Origin of the sequence: Marinobacter qingdaonensis, from assembly GCF_034555935.1 — a bacterium.
Classification (GTDB): Bacteria; Pseudomonadota; Gammaproteobacteria; order Pseudomonadales; family Oleiphilaceae; genus Marinobacter; species Marinobacter qingdaonensis.
In genome coordinates this window covers 224,957-240,919 of the sequence record NZ_JAYDCJ010000003.1, presented here as the reverse complement: position 1 = coordinate 240,919, position 15,963 = coordinate 224,957, and the positions used below count along the sequence as shown (strand labels likewise).

The window sequence follows — 15,963 nt, the reverse complement described above, 5'->3', positions numbered from 1 at the left end:
TCCCATGGGACTGGAATCCGACCTGTTCTGTTCCAACCTGGTCCGCCGCTTCGGCAACCACCTGGCGGTGGACCATGTGTCCGTGGACATTCCGGCCGGCACGTTTTTCTCCATCCTGGGCCCGTCCGGCTGTGGCAAGACCACGCTGCTGCGGCTGCTGGCGGGCTTCGACCGGCCCGATTCGGGCGATATCCACATTCGCGGCGAGCGCATGAACCGGGTGCCGCCGAACCGGCGGCCGGTGAACATGGTGTTCCAGCATCTGGCGCTGTTTCCCACCATGACCGTGGGCGAGAACATCGGCTACGGCCTGAAACGCCAGAAGGTGCCGGCGGCACAGCGCCGCCGCCGCATTGCCCAGGTGCTCGAGCAGGTGGGCTTGCCGGGCCTGGAGCAGCGCAACCCACAGCAGTTGTCCGGCGGCCAGCGCCAGCGCGTGGCCCTGGCCCGCTGCCTGGTGCTGAAGCCGACGCTGTTGTTGCTGGATGAACCCCTGGGTGCGTTGGACCTGAAGCTACGGGAGCAGATGAAGGTGGAGCTGAAACACCTGCAGAAGGCGTTCGGGACCACCTTCGTGTACATCACCCACGACCAGTCCGAGGCCATGATGATGTCGGACCGGGTGGCGGTGATGCGCAACGGTCGGTTCGATCAGGTGGCGCCGCCGGAGGAACTGTACCGGGAGCCGGCGACGCCGTTCGTGGCCGGCTTCGTCGGCGATAACAACCGGATCAGCGGTGATCTGGTCGCCATCCGCGACGGCCTGGCCGACATTCGGCGCCCCGACGGCAGTACCGTCCAGGGCCGGGTCGCCGGCGAGCTGGAACTGGGGCAGCCGGTGTCGCTGTTCGTGCGACCGGAAGCCCTGGTGCTGACCGGTGAGGCCCTGCAAACCGGGTTTTCCGGCGCCCAGGCCCGGGTGAAAACCACCCTGTTTGATGGCGCCAACAGCCGGGTGGAGGCAGACAGCCTGGGCGAAACCATCTATGCCCGGCTGCCGCAGGACGGCTCTGCCCCGCGGATGCACGAGGACGGCCCGATCCGCCTGGCCTGGGATCCGCAACTGGCCCGGGTCTTCGCCGCGGAGGAAGGATGAACTCGCCGGCCGGACGCCTGTCGCTGTGGCTGCTGCTGACCCCGTTCCTGCTCTGGATCGTGCTGCTGGTGGTGCTGCCGCACCTGCAGATGCTGCGGGTCTCGTTCCAGGTCCGGGAGAGCTGGGATACCCTGGCCTGGGGCCTGCAGCAGTACCAGAACTTCTTCGCCGAGGCCTATTACTGGCGCACCTTCGTGCGCACCGGGCTGATGTCGCTGTTCACCACCTTGCTGACCCTGCTCATTGCCTTCCCCATCGCCTGGTACATCGCGCGGCTGGCCCGAGGGCGGGCCAAGGGGCTGCTGTTCCTGGGCTGCCTGATCCCGTTCTGGGCCAGTGAGCTGGTGCGGACCTACGGCTGGATGATCCTGCTGCGCGAGAGCGGGCTGTTCAGCAGCTGGCTCCAGGCCCTGGGATGGGCCGACGGCCCGGTGGAGATGCTCTACAACGACGTGGCAGTGATCATCGGCCTGGTCTACAACGGGCTGCTGTTCATGGTGGTGCCGCTGGTGACCACCCTGGACGGCCTGGACGAGAACCTGGTCGAAGCCGGCTACGATCTCGGCGGCGGGCACGGCACGGTGCTGCGCGAGGTGGTGGTGCCCTGGGCCATGCCCGGGATCGTGTCCGGTTGCATCGTGGTGTTCATGCTCACCCTCGGCAGCTACCTGACGCCCACCCTGATGGGCGGTAAGGACAGCGCCTGGTTCACCCAGCAGATCTTCACCCAGTTCATCACCCGGTTTAACTGGGAGCAGGGCGCGGCCCTGGGGGTGTTGCTGCTGGTGCTGTCCTCGGCCATCGTCTGGCTGGGCCTGAAGCTGACCGGCCAGTCCCTGCGCCGGGTGATGGGCTGATGGAGTGATGCCATGATCCGTTCCGTACCCCGCTCGCGCTGGTTCGATGGCCTGTATCTGGCCTATCTGGTCGCGTTTTTCCTGTACCTGGCGCTGCCGCTGCTGGTCACCAGTGTGTTTGCCTTCAACGACGCGCCCTATCCGTCCTTGCCCTGGCAGGGGTTCACCGTGGACTGGTACCTGGCCGATGGCAGCGCCGGTCGCACCGGGCTGTTTCACGACGATGGCCTGCTGTCGGCGCTCTGGGTCAGCGCCCAGATCGCGTTCTGGGTCACCCTGGTCAGCGTCGGTCTGGGCTGCGCCAACGCCGTGCTGTTTGAGCGTCTGCAATTCCGCGGCAAGGAGTTCCTGTACCTGCTGATGTTGCTGCCGCTGGTGATTCCGGGGGTGATCCTCGGAGTGTCCATCCTGGTGTTCTACAGTGGCCTGGCCAACGATCTGTCCCGGGCCTGGGCCATCGAACTGGATCTGTTCCGGCCCGGCCTCACCCTGGTGGTGATGGGGCAGGTGGCGTTCATCGCCAGCCTGAGCACCCTGGTGATTGCCGCCCGGCTGCGCAAGTTTGATCGCCAACTGGAGGAGGCCGCACTGAACCTGGGTGCCACGCCGCTGACCGCCTGGTTCACCGTCACCCTGCCGTGGCTGCTGCCGTCCATCGTGGGCGCGGCCGCCATGGCCTTCCTGATGTCGTTCGAGAACTTCAACACCACCGTCATGCTGACCGGCAGCGACACGCCCCTGACCGTGGCCCTGTTCAACCGGTTGCGGGAAGGCTCGACCCCGGTTCTCAATGCGGTGGCTCTGCTGCTGATGGTGGTGTCGGCGGCGCTGGCGGTGCTGCTGATGGGGCGCTCCGGAGCCCGGCGCACCTAGCCGGGCGCGGTGGCCCAGCCACCCTCGCGGAAAATTGTCTGTACAGTTTTCGGTCAGACGGTGAATTCCTGACCTATACTTGGTTTCGATCCCCCCTCGACCGCAGGTCCGTTGCCTCATGTCTGTTGTCCGGCCTTTGCAGACGGTACTTCTCCTTCTGATGGTATTGGCACTACCGGGGCCGGTAACGGCCGCCCCCCACCCTCTGGCCGAGGGTTGGGAGTATCGGTGGGGCGACTCCCCCCTGGGCCCGGACGGGGTGCCGGAATGGACCCGGGCCGAGGCCCCCGGCGACTGGCAGGTGATCGGCTTTCCCTCCAACCCGCCCAATCGCGAGGGCCGGGAACAGGTCTGGTTCCGGGTGCCGTTGCCTGAGGGCAGCTGGCAGGAGCCGGTGCTCTACATCTACAGCGTGGACATCATTGTCCAGGTCTATCTGGACGGAAAGCAGATTTATCAATACGGGACCTTCGACGAGCAGGGACGTGGCCGGTTCGAGGGGTGGCCCTGGCACGCGATCCCACTGCCCGAGGATTTTGCCAACAAGACCGCGTATTTTCGGGTGTTCTCCGACTACACCGACATCGGCTTGTGGGGTGAAGTGGCGGTCATTGGCCAATCGGAACTGGTTCTTTTTCTGCTGAAAGAATCACTGAATGCGCTCATCGTTGGCGGCGTTGCGCTTCTGTTCGCCCTGCTGGCGCTGGTGTTTGCGCCTCTGCAGGGTGACCGAAAGTCCCTCGCCAGCCTGGCATTGTTCGCCCTGGCGGCGGCGATCATGCTGGTGGCCGAAAGTCAGGCCAGTTTGCTGCTCCTGTACCAGCCGCTGTTCTGGGACTATCTGGCGGCAGGCTCCTACTACATGCTGCCGGTGGCCCTGGCCCTGATGCTGGCCCAGTGGCTGTCGGACCATCGGCCCCGGCTGATTACCCTGATCTGGCAATGCCACCTGGTGTATCTGGTCGTTGCCCTGGGGCTGGCGCTGACGGGGCTGGTCGACCTGTCTTCCACCTTCCCGGTGTTTGACGCCCTGTTGCTGGTGTCGCTGCTGGGCATGACCCTGGTGCTGGCGCAGCGCTACAGGGATCTGTCCAATGAACAGCAACTTCTCGTCATCGCCTTTGGCCTGTTTGCCGGTCTGCTGATCGTGGACATGGCGGTCGCCCACGGCTACCTGCCCTGGAGCCGGGTGCCGGTCAGTTGGGGTATTCTGGCCTTCCTGCTGGCGGTGGTGGTGATTTCGCTCAAGCACTACGCCCGGACCCAGCGGGCGCTGAAGCAGCTGACTGTGTCCCTGGAGCGAAAAGTGGCTGAACGCACCGCGCGGGCGGAGGCGCTGGCGCGCCGGGAGCAGGCGCGGGTGCGGATGCTGACCTTCGAGAACGAGAAAAACCGGGTGCTAGGTGACATCATCACCGGCCTGCAGGACTGCCTCAGCCTGGCCCAGGCCTTTGGCCTGCTGGTACAGAACCTGCCGGACTTGTGCAGTCCGCTGCGCGGGGCCCTGTATCGGCGTCGATCCGGTAACCTGTTCGACCGGCTCACCCTCTGGGGCGTCGAGGGCGAACGGTCGTCGCTGCCGCCACGGCTGGACGAACGGACCGGGGTGCCCTTGCCGTCGTCGGTGCCCTCGGCCGCGGGCCTGACCGATGGTGAAAGTTTTGACCGTGCCGTGACTGGCCACCTGTGTTTCTGGATGAACGTCGAGTCCGTGGACGAGGGCGTGGTCACCGAGGCGGTGGTGTTGCTTGAGCGAGACGGCCTGTTCGAGTCGGAGGAGAGTGGCTATGGCATGGCCCGGCTGTTTACTGCCCTGGACCAGGCCATCCAGCGGATCGGCATCACCCTGTCCAGCATTGCCCTGAGAGAAGAGTTGCAGAAGTTTTCCTACGAGGACGCGCTGACCGGACTCAAAAACCGGCGCTACTTCGACCAGCTGTTCGAGCACCAGTGTGCGGTCGCGGTCCGCAGCCAGATGCCGCTGTCGCTGTTGGTGGTGGACATCGATCACTTCAAGGACTTCAACGACACCCACGGCCACGAAGCCGGCGACTGTGCGCTCCGTGCCATTGCCGGCGTGCTGCACCGTCAGTTCCGGGAGAGTGACATCGTCTGCCGGTACGGGGGGGAGGAGTTCGTGGTGATTCTGCCCGGCGCCCACACCGCCGACGCCCGCGAACGGGCCGAAACCCTGTGTCGGGTGGCTGCGAAAACGCCGCTGCTATTTGAGGATAAGACCCTGGCTCCGGTCACGGTGTCGGTGGGGGCGGCCAGCTGGCCCGAGAGCTGTACCTCGCCGGAGCAGTTGCTGACCCTGGCCGACCAGGCCCTGTACCGGGCCAAGCACGATGGCCGCAACCGGGTCTGGATCCACGGCGGCCAGGCCGCCTGACGGCCAATGCCCGAGCGCTAGACCACCAGAACCGGGCACTTGGCCTGGGAGGCCACCCGGTGCGACACGCTGCCCAGCAGGATGCCGTCCTTGTCGCTGTGGGTGCCGCGGGTGCCCACCACGATCAGATCCGCCTCCTTGTCCTGGGCAAACTTCACAATCACCTTGGACGGCCGACCGGCCTTCACGAAGCCCCGGATCTTGGTGGCGCCGTGGGATTTGGCCAGTTCCTTGGCGTGCTTGACCACGTCCTTGGCATACTCCGACAACACCTTGTCCGGGATGTCCATGCCCGGCGGTCGGCCAATCGACAGCGAGGCCTCGAACAGGCTGTGGTGCTTGTACACGCACAGCAGGAAGATTTCCGCCTCGGTCAGTTGCTGGAACTCGATGGCCTTGTCCAGAGCCTTCAGGGATCCGGAGGAGCCATCGATCGCGACCAGGATGCGGTTGAACATGGGGGTCTCTCCTTAGGGTGCCAGTCCGTTTAAAGGTCAATCCCTGAAGGCCACATCACGCAGGAACAGGGCAATCTCCGGGAACGCAATGATCAACCCGGCGGCCGCCACCAGGATGAAGATGAACGGCGGCGTGCCGCGGATCACCTCCAGGTAGGGCCGTTTGAAAATGGCAATGGCGGTGAAGATGTCGCAGCCGAACGGCGGCGTTGCCGAGCCAATGGCCACCTGCAAGGTGATCAGCACACCCACCAGAACCGGGTCCAGTCCGGTGGATTGAATGGCCGGGGCAAAGATGGGGGTGAGCACCAGGATCACCACAATCGGGTCGACAAACATGCAGGCGATGAAGAACGCGATACAGATGGCGACCAACACGCCGACCGGTCCAGCGTCGTTGACACCAACGGCCTCGAGGATGGCCTGGGGAATCTGGGCAAATGAAATGATCCAGGAGAAACCATTACCAACCGCGACCAGAATAAACACCACCGCAGTGATCAGGCCGGTCGACTTGGCAATGCGGTAGATGTCCGCCAACTTCAGCTCGCGGAACACCACGAACTCCAGCAGGAAGGCGTACAGAACGCACACCGCGGCGGCCTCGGTCGGGCTGAAGATGCCGCCGTAGATACCGCCGACGATGATCACCGGGAAGAACAGCGGCCACAAAGCGTCGCGTACGGATAGTGCGCGCTGGCCCCAGGTGGCCTTGTCCTCGGTGGGCACGTTGTTCTTGTAGGCGTAGATCAGGCAGTAGATCGAAAACATGAACAGGATCAGGACGCCGGGCCCGATGCCGGCGATGAACAGCTCGGCAATGGAGGTTCCCGAGATGACCCCGTAGATGATCATGCCGATGCTGGGCGGGATCAGGAAGGCAATGTCACTGGCGTTGATGATCAGGGCCAGGGTAAACGGGTCTGAGTAGCCGGCTTTCAGCATTTTCGGACGCAGTGGAGAGCCGACGGCCACTACGGTAGCTTGGGTAGAGCCTGAAACGGCACCAAACAAAGTGCAGGAGGTGGCGGTGCTGATCGCCAGCCCACCTTTGAAGTGGCCAATGAAGGCCATCACCATATTGATCAACCGGTCGGCCGACTGGCCCCGGGTCATGATGTCAGCCGCCAGGATAAACATGGGCACCGCAATCAGCGAGGCTGGCCGGATGCCGCCCATCATTTGCTGAACGAAAGTGCCCATCTGGCCGAAACCATCGAACATCATTACAAAGCCGAACACCGCAGCGGTGATCAGCGGCACCATCATCGGGAAGCCGAGCAGCAACAACCCGATCATGATCAACATCATTGTAGTTGCCATGTTTCTCTTTCCTTACCTGGTTTCAGCCGCGTGGTTCATACTTCCGATTCAGTGTCGTGGTAGCCGTCAATCACCCCGGTCGACAGGTACACGTCCTTGCTGGTCAGGTTCTTGACGGCGGTCAGAAAGTACTGGATGCCGGTGATGGCGAAGCCCACCGGTACCCAAACGTAGATCCACCAGATTTCGAAACCGAGTGCTGGCAGGATTCGGCCGCGACTGTAGAGAGTCTCGACGTAACCGAATGAGTGATAGCAAAGAAAAAACATGACCACGGAGGTGAACAGGGCAATCAGGATCATCAGCACCTTGCGGCCTTTGGCCGGAACGGCGTCGTACACCGCGGACATGCGGATGTGACGACCGTGGCGGGCGGCGTAGCCGATGCCAGCAAAGGTGATCAGGATGATGAGAATCCGGTTAATCTCGCCGGAGAAGAACAGACCTTCGCCAAACACGAAACGTGCGACGACGTTCACGCAGGTGTTGATGGCCATCAGGATAACCCCGAGTGCCAGCATCACCGCTTCAACCTTGCTGATCCAGACATCAATCGTGCCCAGAAAGCCGGGTAGGCCGGATTCGTAGGTGCCGGTGTCGTCTTCCAGATCCGGGGAGTTCTCGGACATGCAGTCTGCTCCAGAACTTGCTGCTCCCGGCCGGTAGGAGATCCCCGGCGGGGCGGGGTTAAGAGAAAAACCCGCCGGCAGGCGCCGGCGGGCGCTGATCACTCAGATCAGTTGCTTTGTACTTCTTTCAGGTCTTCCTTGAACTGGTTCAGCAGCTCTTTGCCGCTTTCGCCAGTCATCTCGATGAACTTCTTTTCCACCTGAGGTGCGCGCTCCTTGAAGGCGGCAATCTGCTCGTCGTTAAGACGGGTCACGGTCACTTCGTCGGAGGCCTTCTGGATTTTCGCCAGGGCTTCGTCAGCCAGACCGTCGATGTGCTTGATGATTTCCTCGAAGGCGTAGTCCGCGGCCATCTGCACCAGTTCCTTGTCCTGCGGTGCCAGGTCCTCGTAGAAGCTCTTGTTGGCCATCATGGCGGTGGTGAACCAGCCGTGGCTGGTGAAGACCAGGTTCGGGGACACTTCGTACAGGCCGCCGGACTCGATCCAGAAGATCGGGTTTTCCTGACCCTGGATCATGTTGGTCTGCAGGGCACCGTAGACCTCACCCCAGGGCAGAGGCGTCGGGGTCGCACCGAAGGCGGCGTAAGTCTCGGACAGCAGCGGGTTGGTCATGACCCGGATCTTCTTGTTGTTGAAGTCCTCGGGCTTGGTCACCGGCTCATCCACGGTCACCACCATCTCGCCTTCCGGGTACATCTTCAGCAGTTCCAGACCCTTGTCGGCGTACAGCTCCGGGAAGTCCTCGTTGATCGCTTCACTTTCCCGGAAGAACTTGATGACCGTGTTCATGTCGGTCGGCATCAGGTAGGGAATGAAGAAGATCTGGGCTTCCGGAATCAGCGCGCCGGTGAAGCCCGGGGACTGGTTGACGAAGTTCAGGATACCCGCCTGGGTCTGCTCCATGATGTCGTCGGATTCACCCAGCTCGCCAAAGCGATAGATCTGCAGGGTGTGGTCGGAATTCTCTTCGATGTATTCCTTGAACTTGTAGGCGAACACGTCCTGGACGTCGCCCTCGTACTCCTCATGGGCATAGCGCCAGTTGGCGGCATGCACCGAATTCACCGCGGTCATGGCGGCAAACGCGAACGCTGAAAGTCCGGCCAGTTTCTTGAGTTTACTCATCCTGCTCATCGGGTTTCTCCGTCCGTTAAATTACTGAAATTTATTGTTACATTTTTAAAGACTGGCAAAACAAATCGGTTTTCGCAAGGAAACGGGCAAAACAAAAGGTCGGATTGGAAACCGGAACCACCGCTGCAAGTTTATGAAATTAGGATTGATTCAGACCGGGGTGGCAGCCCTCCAGGAAGCGCCGGAACTCGCTGGCGACGCGATCCACGCTGTGTTCGAGCCGATGGCCATCGGGCAGCACCAGGGCCGGTAAACCCTGGCTCCGGGCCAGTTCCAGAACCGGCATGACCGGCACCACATCGTCGTCCCAGCCGTGGATGATCTGGCAGTGGTCGGCCTGGATGCCCGGGCTGGATTCGGGGTAGTCGGCCATCGCCAGCGCCGGGGCCAGCAGAAAGCAGCCCAGTACCGGGTGTCGGGCACTGGTCTGGGCACACACCCAGCCGCCCATGCTGGAACCGGCCAGGACGGTTCGGGCCGGGTGGGCGCCAGCCTCGGCCATGGCGGCCCGCATTTGTTCCAACCGGGTGGCCGGGTCTTTGGAGCTGGTGTGGTCGATGGCGACAGCGACCACCCCGGGCAGGGTTTCCGCCACCTGCTTCATGGCCTGGATCTTGGTGCTGCCGGGGCCACTTTCCAGGCCGTGGGAGAGAAAAACGAACAACTGCGGTGATGACATAAACCGGGTCCTGATCGATGGGCTCGTGGGAGCGGATTCAAGGGAAGCCTGCTGATGGGCACAGCATGGTGGCTGCAACCGGGGCTGTCCAGTGGCCCGGTTGCCCTCGGCCACCGTGTCATTGGACGTGATTCGAAACCAATTCAGTCCTCGGGCCGTACAGATGACATTGAGTAAACGAGCATCGATACCATGACCAAACTGATCCTAGCCGCCATCCTGGCCATCGTTGCCGGGACCGCCCACGCGGACAGCGACGGGGCCGCGCAGTGCCCCGGTTTTCTGGACCACGAGCTGCGCAAACTGCATTCCCGGGATCACATCAACCTGTGTGCGGTGGCGGCCGGCAAGCCGATACTGGTGGTGAACACCGCCAGCCACTGTGGCTACACCGGCCAGTTCGAGGGGCTGGAGGCGCTCCATCAGGCCTACCGCAAGCAGGGCCTGGTGGTGATTGGTTTCGCCAGTGACGACTTCCGCCAGGAAGCGGCCACGGAAGCCGAGGCGGCGTCGGTCTGCTACAAGAATTTCGGTGTCACCTTCACCATGATCGCACCTGGGCCGGTGACGGGCGCCGACGCCAATCCGGTGTTCGCCCACATCAACGCCCAGAGCCAGCCGCCGCGCTGGAACTTCTCCAAGTACGTACTGGATGCCGAGGGTCGGGTGGTCGAGGCCTTCCCGAGCCAGGTCCGGCCCAACGACCCGGAACTGATCCGGGCCATCGAATCGGTGCTCTAACAGCCCAGGTCAGGCCTGGGTCTGGGCCAGCAGGTCGAGCGCGTGCCGGCGCTTGGCCGGATCGTAGATGTCGACGGTGAACATCAGCTCGTCCACCTCGATGTCGGCCAGCAGCGCGTCCAGCTGGCGGTTCAGGGCGGCGGTGTCGCCCAGCAGCTGCAGCGCCAGGAAATCCTGCACACTGGCTTGCTCGCCGGCATTCCACAGGCCGGCCATGGACTCGACCGGCGGTTTCATCCACAGCGGCTGACCCCGGAACAGGGCGAGAATGCGCTGGTGACTGGTGGTCGCCAGAAATTCCGCCTCCTCCGGGGTATCGGCCGCGATGGCGGGCACCGCAAGCATGGCGTAGGGCGCGTCCAGTTGCGCCGACGGCTGGAAATGGTCGCGGTACACCTTCAGGGCTTCCCGGTACAGCCGGGGGGCAAAATGACCGGCGAAGGCGTAGGGCAGGCCGCGCATGGCGGCGAGCTGGGCGCTGTACAGACTGGAGCCCAGCAGCCAGATCGGTACCTCGGTGCCGGCGCCGGGGATGGCCTTCACCGGCTGGCCGGGCTGCAGCGGCCCGAGCAGCTCCTGCAGTCGGGCCACGTCCTCGGGGAACTGCTCGGCCCCCAGGCCGTCCCGCCGTAACGCCCGGGCGGTAACCGGATCGGTACCCGGTGCCCGCCCCAGACCCAGGTCGATGCGGCCGGGGTAAAGGCTCTCAAGGGTGCCGAACTGCTCGGCAATCACCAGCGGCGGATGGTTGGGCAACATCACACCGCCGGACCCGACCCGGATGCGCTCGGTCTGGCCGGCAATGTGGCCGATCAGCACCGAGGTGGCGGAGCTGCTGATTCCTTCCATGTTGTGGTGCTCGGCCAACCAGAATCGCTGGAAGCCGAGTTGCTCGGCGTGCCGGGCGTAGGCCACGCTGTTGGCCAGGGTAGTGCCGACGGAATCGCCTTCGCGTACCGAGGCGAGTTCAAGCAGGGAATAGGGCGGTCTTTGGGGCATGCAGATCCCGGATTGTGAAGGGTGATGGAAACGTGTGCAGGCAATCATGGGTGCTGGCTGGGGCGCTTTCAACCCGACCCGTGTGCGGGCGGGCGCACGGGCATTCGCTGGACGGTTGCGTTAGCATGGCCCTCGCAATCACAGGGGCTTCCATCCATTCATGCCCTCTTTATTCTTCATTCTCCATTCACCCAGTGCACCAGAGCGGATAGTTTTACGGTGATGCCATGCGCCTGATTCTGAGTCGGAAAGGGTTTGATTCGTCCGCCGGCGGCTGTCCCAGTCCGGTGCTGCCCGACGGCTCCCTGTGTGTCCTGCCGATCCCCGATGCCAGTTCCGGTATCCGCTACGATCAGGTGCGCTTTGGTGAGCGCCGGTTGGGCAAGCTGGTCCGGGATCTCAGTGGTGGTCGGGTCGGTGCCGGTGACGGTGCCCACCTGGACCCGGACCTGTCGGCCGAGGCCTACCCCCGGGCCCAAGGCTGGCGACCACTGCTGGGGCAAACCGGCTCGGCCCAGGGGCATCTGCGCAATCAGGGGGTGACGGCCGGGGACCTGTTTGTGTTTTTCGGGTTGTTTCGGCGGGCGGAAATGCACCGGCGCCGGTGGCGGTTCGTGCCCGGCAGCCGGCCGTTTCACGCCATCTGGGGCTGGTTGCACGTGGCTGAGGTGCGGTCCGTGGACGACCTGGCCGAGGACGCCTTGCCCTGGGCCCGCTATCACCCCCATTGCCATGGCCGACCCGATCCGGGCAATACCCTGTACCTGGCCTCGGACGGCTTTCGCTGGTCGGATTGCCCGGACCCGGTGGCTGGCAGCGGTGTCTTCGCCGGCCTGGCGCCGGCGCAGGTGCTGACCGATCCGGAGGGTCGACTGCCCACCCGGTGGCGGTTGCCGTCGGGTTTTTATCCGGGCGAGCACCGGGCACCCCTGAGTTACCACGCCAGCCCGACACGCTGGCGCCTGGAGCCACCCTGGTGCTATCTGCAATGCGCGGCCCGGGGGCAGGAGTTTGTGCTCGACCTGGCGGCCTACCCGGAGCTGGAACCCTGGTTGGCCGGCCTGCTCAAAACTGACCGTGGCGGCCAGCCCCGGCTTTGAACCGGCGGGCGCCCTCGACCGCTTCCGCGAACACCACCGGGTAACCCCCGGCTCCTTCCGCCACCAGCGCCTCCGGTGCTGGCAGGTCCCATTGGCGCAGGGCCGAGGCCCGATCGGCCAGCAGGCAGCGCTGGGGGAAACCGGCCAGGGTCTGCGCCAGCTGCCGGGCTGCCGCCAGGGCCGTACCCTCGGCCACTACGCGATTGGCCAGGCCCATGCCCTGGGCCTCCTGCGCCGATACCGGGCGGCCGGTCAGAATCATGTCCATGGCGTGGCCCTGGCCCACGATCCGGGGCAGGCGGACGGTGCCACCATCGATCAGCGGTACGCCCCAGCGCCGGCAGAACACCCCGAACACCGCGGAGGTTTCCGCCACCCGCAGGTCGCACATCAGCGCCAGTTCCAGGCCACCGGCCACGGCGTAGCCAGACACCGCGGCGATCACCGGTTTCGACAGGGCCATGCGGGTCGGGCCCATGGGCCCGTGGCCGGTACCGTGGGGATCCACGTCGTTGCGTCGGTCCGGGTCGTCCAACGCAGTGAGGTCGGCGCCGGCGCAGAAGTTGCCGCCGGCCCCGCACAGGATGGCAACCTTCAGGTCGTCGTTTTGCTCGAACTCCACGAACGCCCGACGCAGGGCATCGGCGGTGGGACGGTCGACGGCGTTGCGGTGCTCCGGCCGGTTCAGGGTGATGGTAAAAATGCCGTCAGTGGCATCGGTGAGTACGGGAGTGGCGGTCATGGTGGTGCCCTGCGTTATTGTCGGTATTGATCCATAATTCGGGTATCCCCCTAAGATAGCAGGGGTTATGGCCACCATGGTGGCCGAGGTGAGGGATCGGAAAAGGACAACAACCATGGCGGACAGCACCTGGCAGGCGGTGATCGAGCAGCTCCAGAAGAATCTGGGGGATTCCTTTGCTGCCCTGGGGGCCGGCCAGCTGGACTGGGGTGGCCTGGGTGTTGGCCTGCTGAGCCAGCTGCTGATTCTGATGGTCTACCTGGCGCTCTACGCCGGCATCTATCTGGTGCTGGTGACCGTGCTCAAGACCCTGGTGGGTCAGAAACGGGCCGGTGGCCTGGTGTTTGCCCACGTGCGTTCGGGCCTGCGTTACCTGGTTGGCCTGGTGTTCCTGCTGACCGTGTTGGCCCAGTTTGGCGCCGGCCCCGAGTTGCTGCAGTCGGTGGCCAAGGCCGGCTTTATTGCCCTGGGCTTCTACGTCGCCTGGCTGGTGCTGGGGCGGGTGATTGCCGAGTCCATGCAGCGGGCGCACCTGGACCCGTCGATCCGGCAGCTGGTGGATAACCTGTTCTCGGTCCTGCTGGTGGCCTTCGGTGCCGTCACGGTGCTGGCGCAGTTCGGGTTTGACGTACTGTCCATCGTCGCCGGCCTGGGCATTGTTGGCATCGCCGTGGGGTTTGCCGCCCAGTCGACCCTGTCCAATTTCATTGCCGGTGTGACCCTGCTCATCGAACGCCCGTTCCGCATCGGCGACTGGGTCACTATCAACGGTCAGGACGGCAAGGTGGTGAAAATTGCCCTGCGCACCACCTGGTTGCGGACCCGGGACAATATCTTCACGATGATTCCGAACGACAGCGTGGCCTCGTCCGAGATCGTCAACTACAGCACCGAGGGCGCGATCCGGTTGAACATCCCGGTCGGTATCGCCTACAAGGAGTCGGCCGAGGCCGCCCGGCAGGTCATCATGCCGCTCCTGGACCAGCACCCGGAGGTGCTGCACGTGGCCGATATGCAGCCCCGGGTGCTGCTGTCGAGCCTGGGCGATTCGTCCATCGACCTGACGGTGCAGGCCTGGATCGGCCCCGACAACCTGGATGTCCAGCCCACCATCAAGGCGGAGCTGCTGGAGGAGATCAAGACCGCCCTGGATAAGGCCGGCATCGAGATCCCGTTCCCGCATTTGCAGCTGTTCATTGACGACGCCAAGGGCCTGAGGCCGGTGCTGGAGCCCCTGTACCCGAAACTGGCCGGCAAATGACGCCGACACCCGACCGCGCGCCCCACCCACAACCGGAGGATGACTCTGTGCAGCAACACGCGTTCTATGAAGACGACACCGCCCTGGCCCAGTACCTGGAGTTTCATTTTGGCGAGCAGTGGCACGGGGAACCGAATTTCCCCAGGGAGCTGGCGGAGGTGGCGCTGGACGCCATGGACGGACGGCCACTGGGCCGGGCCCTGGACATCGGGTGTGCCTGCGGGCGCACCAGTTTCGAATTGGCACGCAAGTTCGATCATGTGGACGGCATCGACTACTCCGCCAACTTCATCCGCAAGTGCGTGGAAATGGCGACGGAGAAACGCATCGGCTACGCCCGCCCGGAGGAGGGCGAGCTGGTTAGCTACCACGAACGCACCCTGGCCTCACTGGGCCTGGAACAGGCGGCGGCGCGGGTGGCGTTCCATCAGGGTGACGCCTGTGACCTGAACGCCACATTCACCGGTTACGACCTGGTGCTGGCGGGGAATCTCATCGACCGGTTGTACGAGCCGGCCCGGTTCCTGACCCGAATTCACCAGCGGCTGAACGAGGGTGGCCTGCTGGTCATCGCCTCGCCCTACACCTGGTTGGAGGAATACACCCCACGGGAGGCCTGGGTCGGCGGGTTCATGAAGGATGGCGAGGAATACACCACCCTAGATGGCCTGCGGGACATGCTGGCGCCCCAGTTCCGGCAATTGGGGGAGGCGCGCAGCCTGCCGTTCGTGATTCGGGAGACCCGCAACAAATTCCAGCACAGTTTCTCGGAACTGACGGTCTGGCAGAAGGTGGCTCCCTGACCCTTAACCTTTGACCCCTGACCGGGCCATCACTTCACGTCGAAGCCGCGATCCTGCAGGAAGCTCTTCATGTGCGGACGGAGCTTGGTGGTGAACAGCGGTTTCAGCTGTTCGGACCAGGTGGTGTCCTTGTTGCCGCCGGTACGCTCGCGGTAATACCGATGCATGGTGTCGTCGAATTCGGCGACCCGGTTCTGGTCTTCCTCGTCCTGGTAGTAGTCCTGCTTGAGGATGGTATCCACCGACAGCCGGGGCTTTACTTCCGGAGCCTGGTCCGGGTAGCCCAGGCACATGCCGAAGACCGGGTAGACGTGCTCGGGCAGACGCAGCAGGCTGCTGATCTCGGCCGGGTTGTTGCGGATGCCGCCGATGTAGCACAGCCCCAGCCCTTCCGACTCGGCGGCGATCGCCACGTTCTGGGCCATCAGCGCGGTATCCACGCTCGCCACCACCAGCTGCTCGGTGGTGCCGCGGATGACGTCCGCTCCGGCCCGTTCCGCCGCTTCCGTGGACCGCTTCATGTCGGCGCAAAACACCAGGAAATCCGAACACTCGGCAATGTAGGCCTGGCCGCCCGCCAGTTCGGCGATGGCCCGGCGGTTGTCCGGGTTCACCACGTGAATGACCGAATAGGCCTGGACGTGGTTGGAGGTGGCCGCGCACTGGCCGGCCCGGATCAGATCGAGCAGCAGCTCGCGCGGGATCTTCTGATCGGTAAACTTGCGGATGGAGCGGTGGGATTGCAGCAGATCGATGGTGGCGTTCACGGGACTCTCCGTTGGTCGGTTTCAGGTAGCCGTCGGTCGGTTTCAGGTAGCATACGAACTATCTAAAGGAATAGAGCCTACGACATCTTGGCCGCCGGGTAAAAAAA

The 15,963-nt window shown here is 63.9% G+C and carries 16 protein-coding genes; 8 read left to right on the top strand and 8 right to left on the bottom strand.

Annotation, left to right across the window (positions count from 1 at the left end):
* The first annotated feature begins 4 nt into the window (after positions 1-4).
* From U5822_RS04375 to U5822_RS04360, 4 genes are all read left to right on the top strand, one after another.
* Positions 5-1,096 carry an ABC transporter ATP-binding protein gene (locus U5822_RS04375; protein WP_322854407.1) on the top strand — a complete coding sequence of 364 codons (1,092 nt, stop codon included), beginning with the start codon at positions 5-7 and terminating at the stop codon, positions 1,094-1,096.
* Positions 1,093-1,953, top strand: coding sequence for an ABC transporter permease (locus U5822_RS04370; protein ID WP_322854406.1), 861 nt, complete (start codon positions 1,093-1,095; stop codon positions 1,951-1,953). The genes U5822_RS04375 and U5822_RS04370 overlap by 4 nt, the downstream gene beginning before the upstream one ends.
* Positions 1,954-1,965: 12 nt before the next feature.
* Positions 1,966-2,826, top strand: a complete 861-nt coding sequence (locus tag U5822_RS04365) for an ABC transporter permease (protein WP_322854405.1) — start codon at positions 1,966-1,968, stop codon at positions 2,824-2,826.
* 160 nt (positions 2,827-2,986) lie between these two features.
* Positions 2,987-5,218: a sensor domain-containing diguanylate cyclase gene (locus U5822_RS04360; RefSeq protein ID WP_322854404.1), complete on the top strand. Its 2,232-nt coding sequence runs from the start codon at positions 2,987-2,989 to the stop codon at positions 5,216-5,218.
* A gap of 17 nt (positions 5,219-5,235) precedes the next feature.
* Here the strand turns inward: U5822_RS04360 and U5822_RS04355 are convergent, their stop codons facing one another.
* The 5 genes from U5822_RS04355 to U5822_RS04335 all read right to left on the bottom strand — a co-directional run bounded on the left by U5822_RS04355 (position 5,236) and on the right by U5822_RS04335 (position 9,443).
* Entirely contained in the window at positions 5,236-5,676 is a 441-nt protein-coding gene (locus U5822_RS04355; RefSeq protein ID WP_322854403.1) for a universal stress protein, read from the bottom strand.
* A gap of 36 nt (positions 5,677-5,712) precedes the next feature.
* A complete protein-coding gene (locus U5822_RS04350) occupies positions 5,713-6,999 on the bottom strand; it encodes a TRAP transporter large permease (RefSeq protein WP_322854402.1) in 1,287 nt (428 codons plus the stop codon).
* A gap of 35 nt (positions 7,000-7,034) precedes the next feature.
* Positions 7,035-7,628 carry a TRAP transporter small permease gene (locus tag U5822_RS04345; RefSeq protein ID WP_322854401.1) on the bottom strand — a complete coding sequence of 198 codons (594 nt, stop codon included), beginning with the start codon at positions 7,626-7,628 and terminating at the stop codon, positions 7,035-7,037.
* Positions 7,629-7,735: 107 nt separating this feature from the next.
* The gene (locus U5822_RS04340; protein WP_322854400.1) at positions 7,736-8,764 is read right to left on the bottom strand and encodes a TRAP transporter substrate-binding protein; all 1,029 of its coding nucleotides are present in this window, start codon (positions 8,762-8,764) and stop codon (positions 7,736-7,738) included.
* Positions 8,765-8,903: 139 nt separating this feature from the next.
* Complete coding sequence (locus U5822_RS04335) at positions 8,904-9,443, bottom strand: YqiA/YcfP family alpha/beta fold hydrolase (RefSeq protein WP_322854399.1); 540 nt, start codon at positions 9,441-9,443, stop codon at positions 8,904-8,906.
* A 192-nt stretch (positions 9,444-9,635) separates the two neighbouring features.
* Here U5822_RS04335 and U5822_RS04330 point away from each other — a divergent pair, with 192 nt between their 5' ends.
* Positions 9,636-10,184 carry a glutathione peroxidase gene (locus tag U5822_RS04330; protein ID WP_322854398.1) on the top strand — a complete coding sequence of 183 codons (549 nt, stop codon included), beginning with the start codon at positions 9,636-9,638 and terminating at the stop codon, positions 10,182-10,184.
* Between the two features lie 9 nt (positions 10,185-10,193).
* Here U5822_RS04330 and U5822_RS04325 read toward each other — a convergent pair whose 3' ends face one another.
* Complete coding sequence (locus tag U5822_RS04325) at positions 10,194-11,183, bottom strand: LLM class flavin-dependent oxidoreductase (RefSeq protein WP_322854397.1); 990 nt, start codon at positions 11,181-11,183, stop codon at positions 10,194-10,196.
* Between the two features lie 227 nt (positions 11,184-11,410).
* Here U5822_RS04325 and U5822_RS04320 point away from each other — a divergent pair, with 227 nt between their 5' ends.
* Positions 11,411-12,283, top strand: coding sequence for an Nmad3 family putative nucleotide modification protein (locus U5822_RS04320; protein WP_322854396.1), 873 nt, complete (start codon positions 11,411-11,413; stop codon positions 12,281-12,283).
* Here the strand turns inward: U5822_RS04320 and U5822_RS04315 are convergent.
* Positions 12,249-13,025 carry a crotonase/enoyl-CoA hydratase family protein gene (locus U5822_RS04315; RefSeq protein ID WP_322854395.1) on the bottom strand — a complete coding sequence of 259 codons (777 nt, stop codon included), beginning with the start codon at positions 13,023-13,025 and terminating at the stop codon, positions 12,249-12,251. The genes U5822_RS04320 and U5822_RS04315 overlap by 35 nt on opposite strands.
* Positions 13,026-13,140: 115 nt before the next feature.
* Between U5822_RS04315 and U5822_RS04310 the strand changes: the two genes are divergently transcribed.
* Entirely contained in the window at positions 13,141-14,286 is a 1,146-nt protein-coding gene (locus U5822_RS04310) for a mechanosensitive ion channel family protein (protein ID WP_322854394.1), read from the top strand.
* A 47-nt stretch (positions 14,287-14,333) separates the two neighbouring features.
* Positions 14,334-15,089 (top strand): putative 4-mercaptohistidine N1-methyltransferase, encoded by a 756-nt coding sequence (locus U5822_RS04305; RefSeq protein WP_322854393.1) that lies wholly within the window; start codon positions 14,334-14,336, stop codon positions 15,087-15,089.
* A gap of 29 nt (positions 15,090-15,118) precedes the next feature.
* Here U5822_RS04305 and nfsA read toward each other — a convergent pair whose 3' ends face one another.
* Positions 15,119-15,856: an oxygen-insensitive NADPH nitroreductase gene (nfsA, locus tag U5822_RS04300; protein ID WP_322854392.1), complete on the bottom strand. Its 738-nt coding sequence runs from the start codon at positions 15,854-15,856 to the stop codon at positions 15,119-15,121.
* Positions 15,857-15,963: the final 107 nt, after the last annotated feature.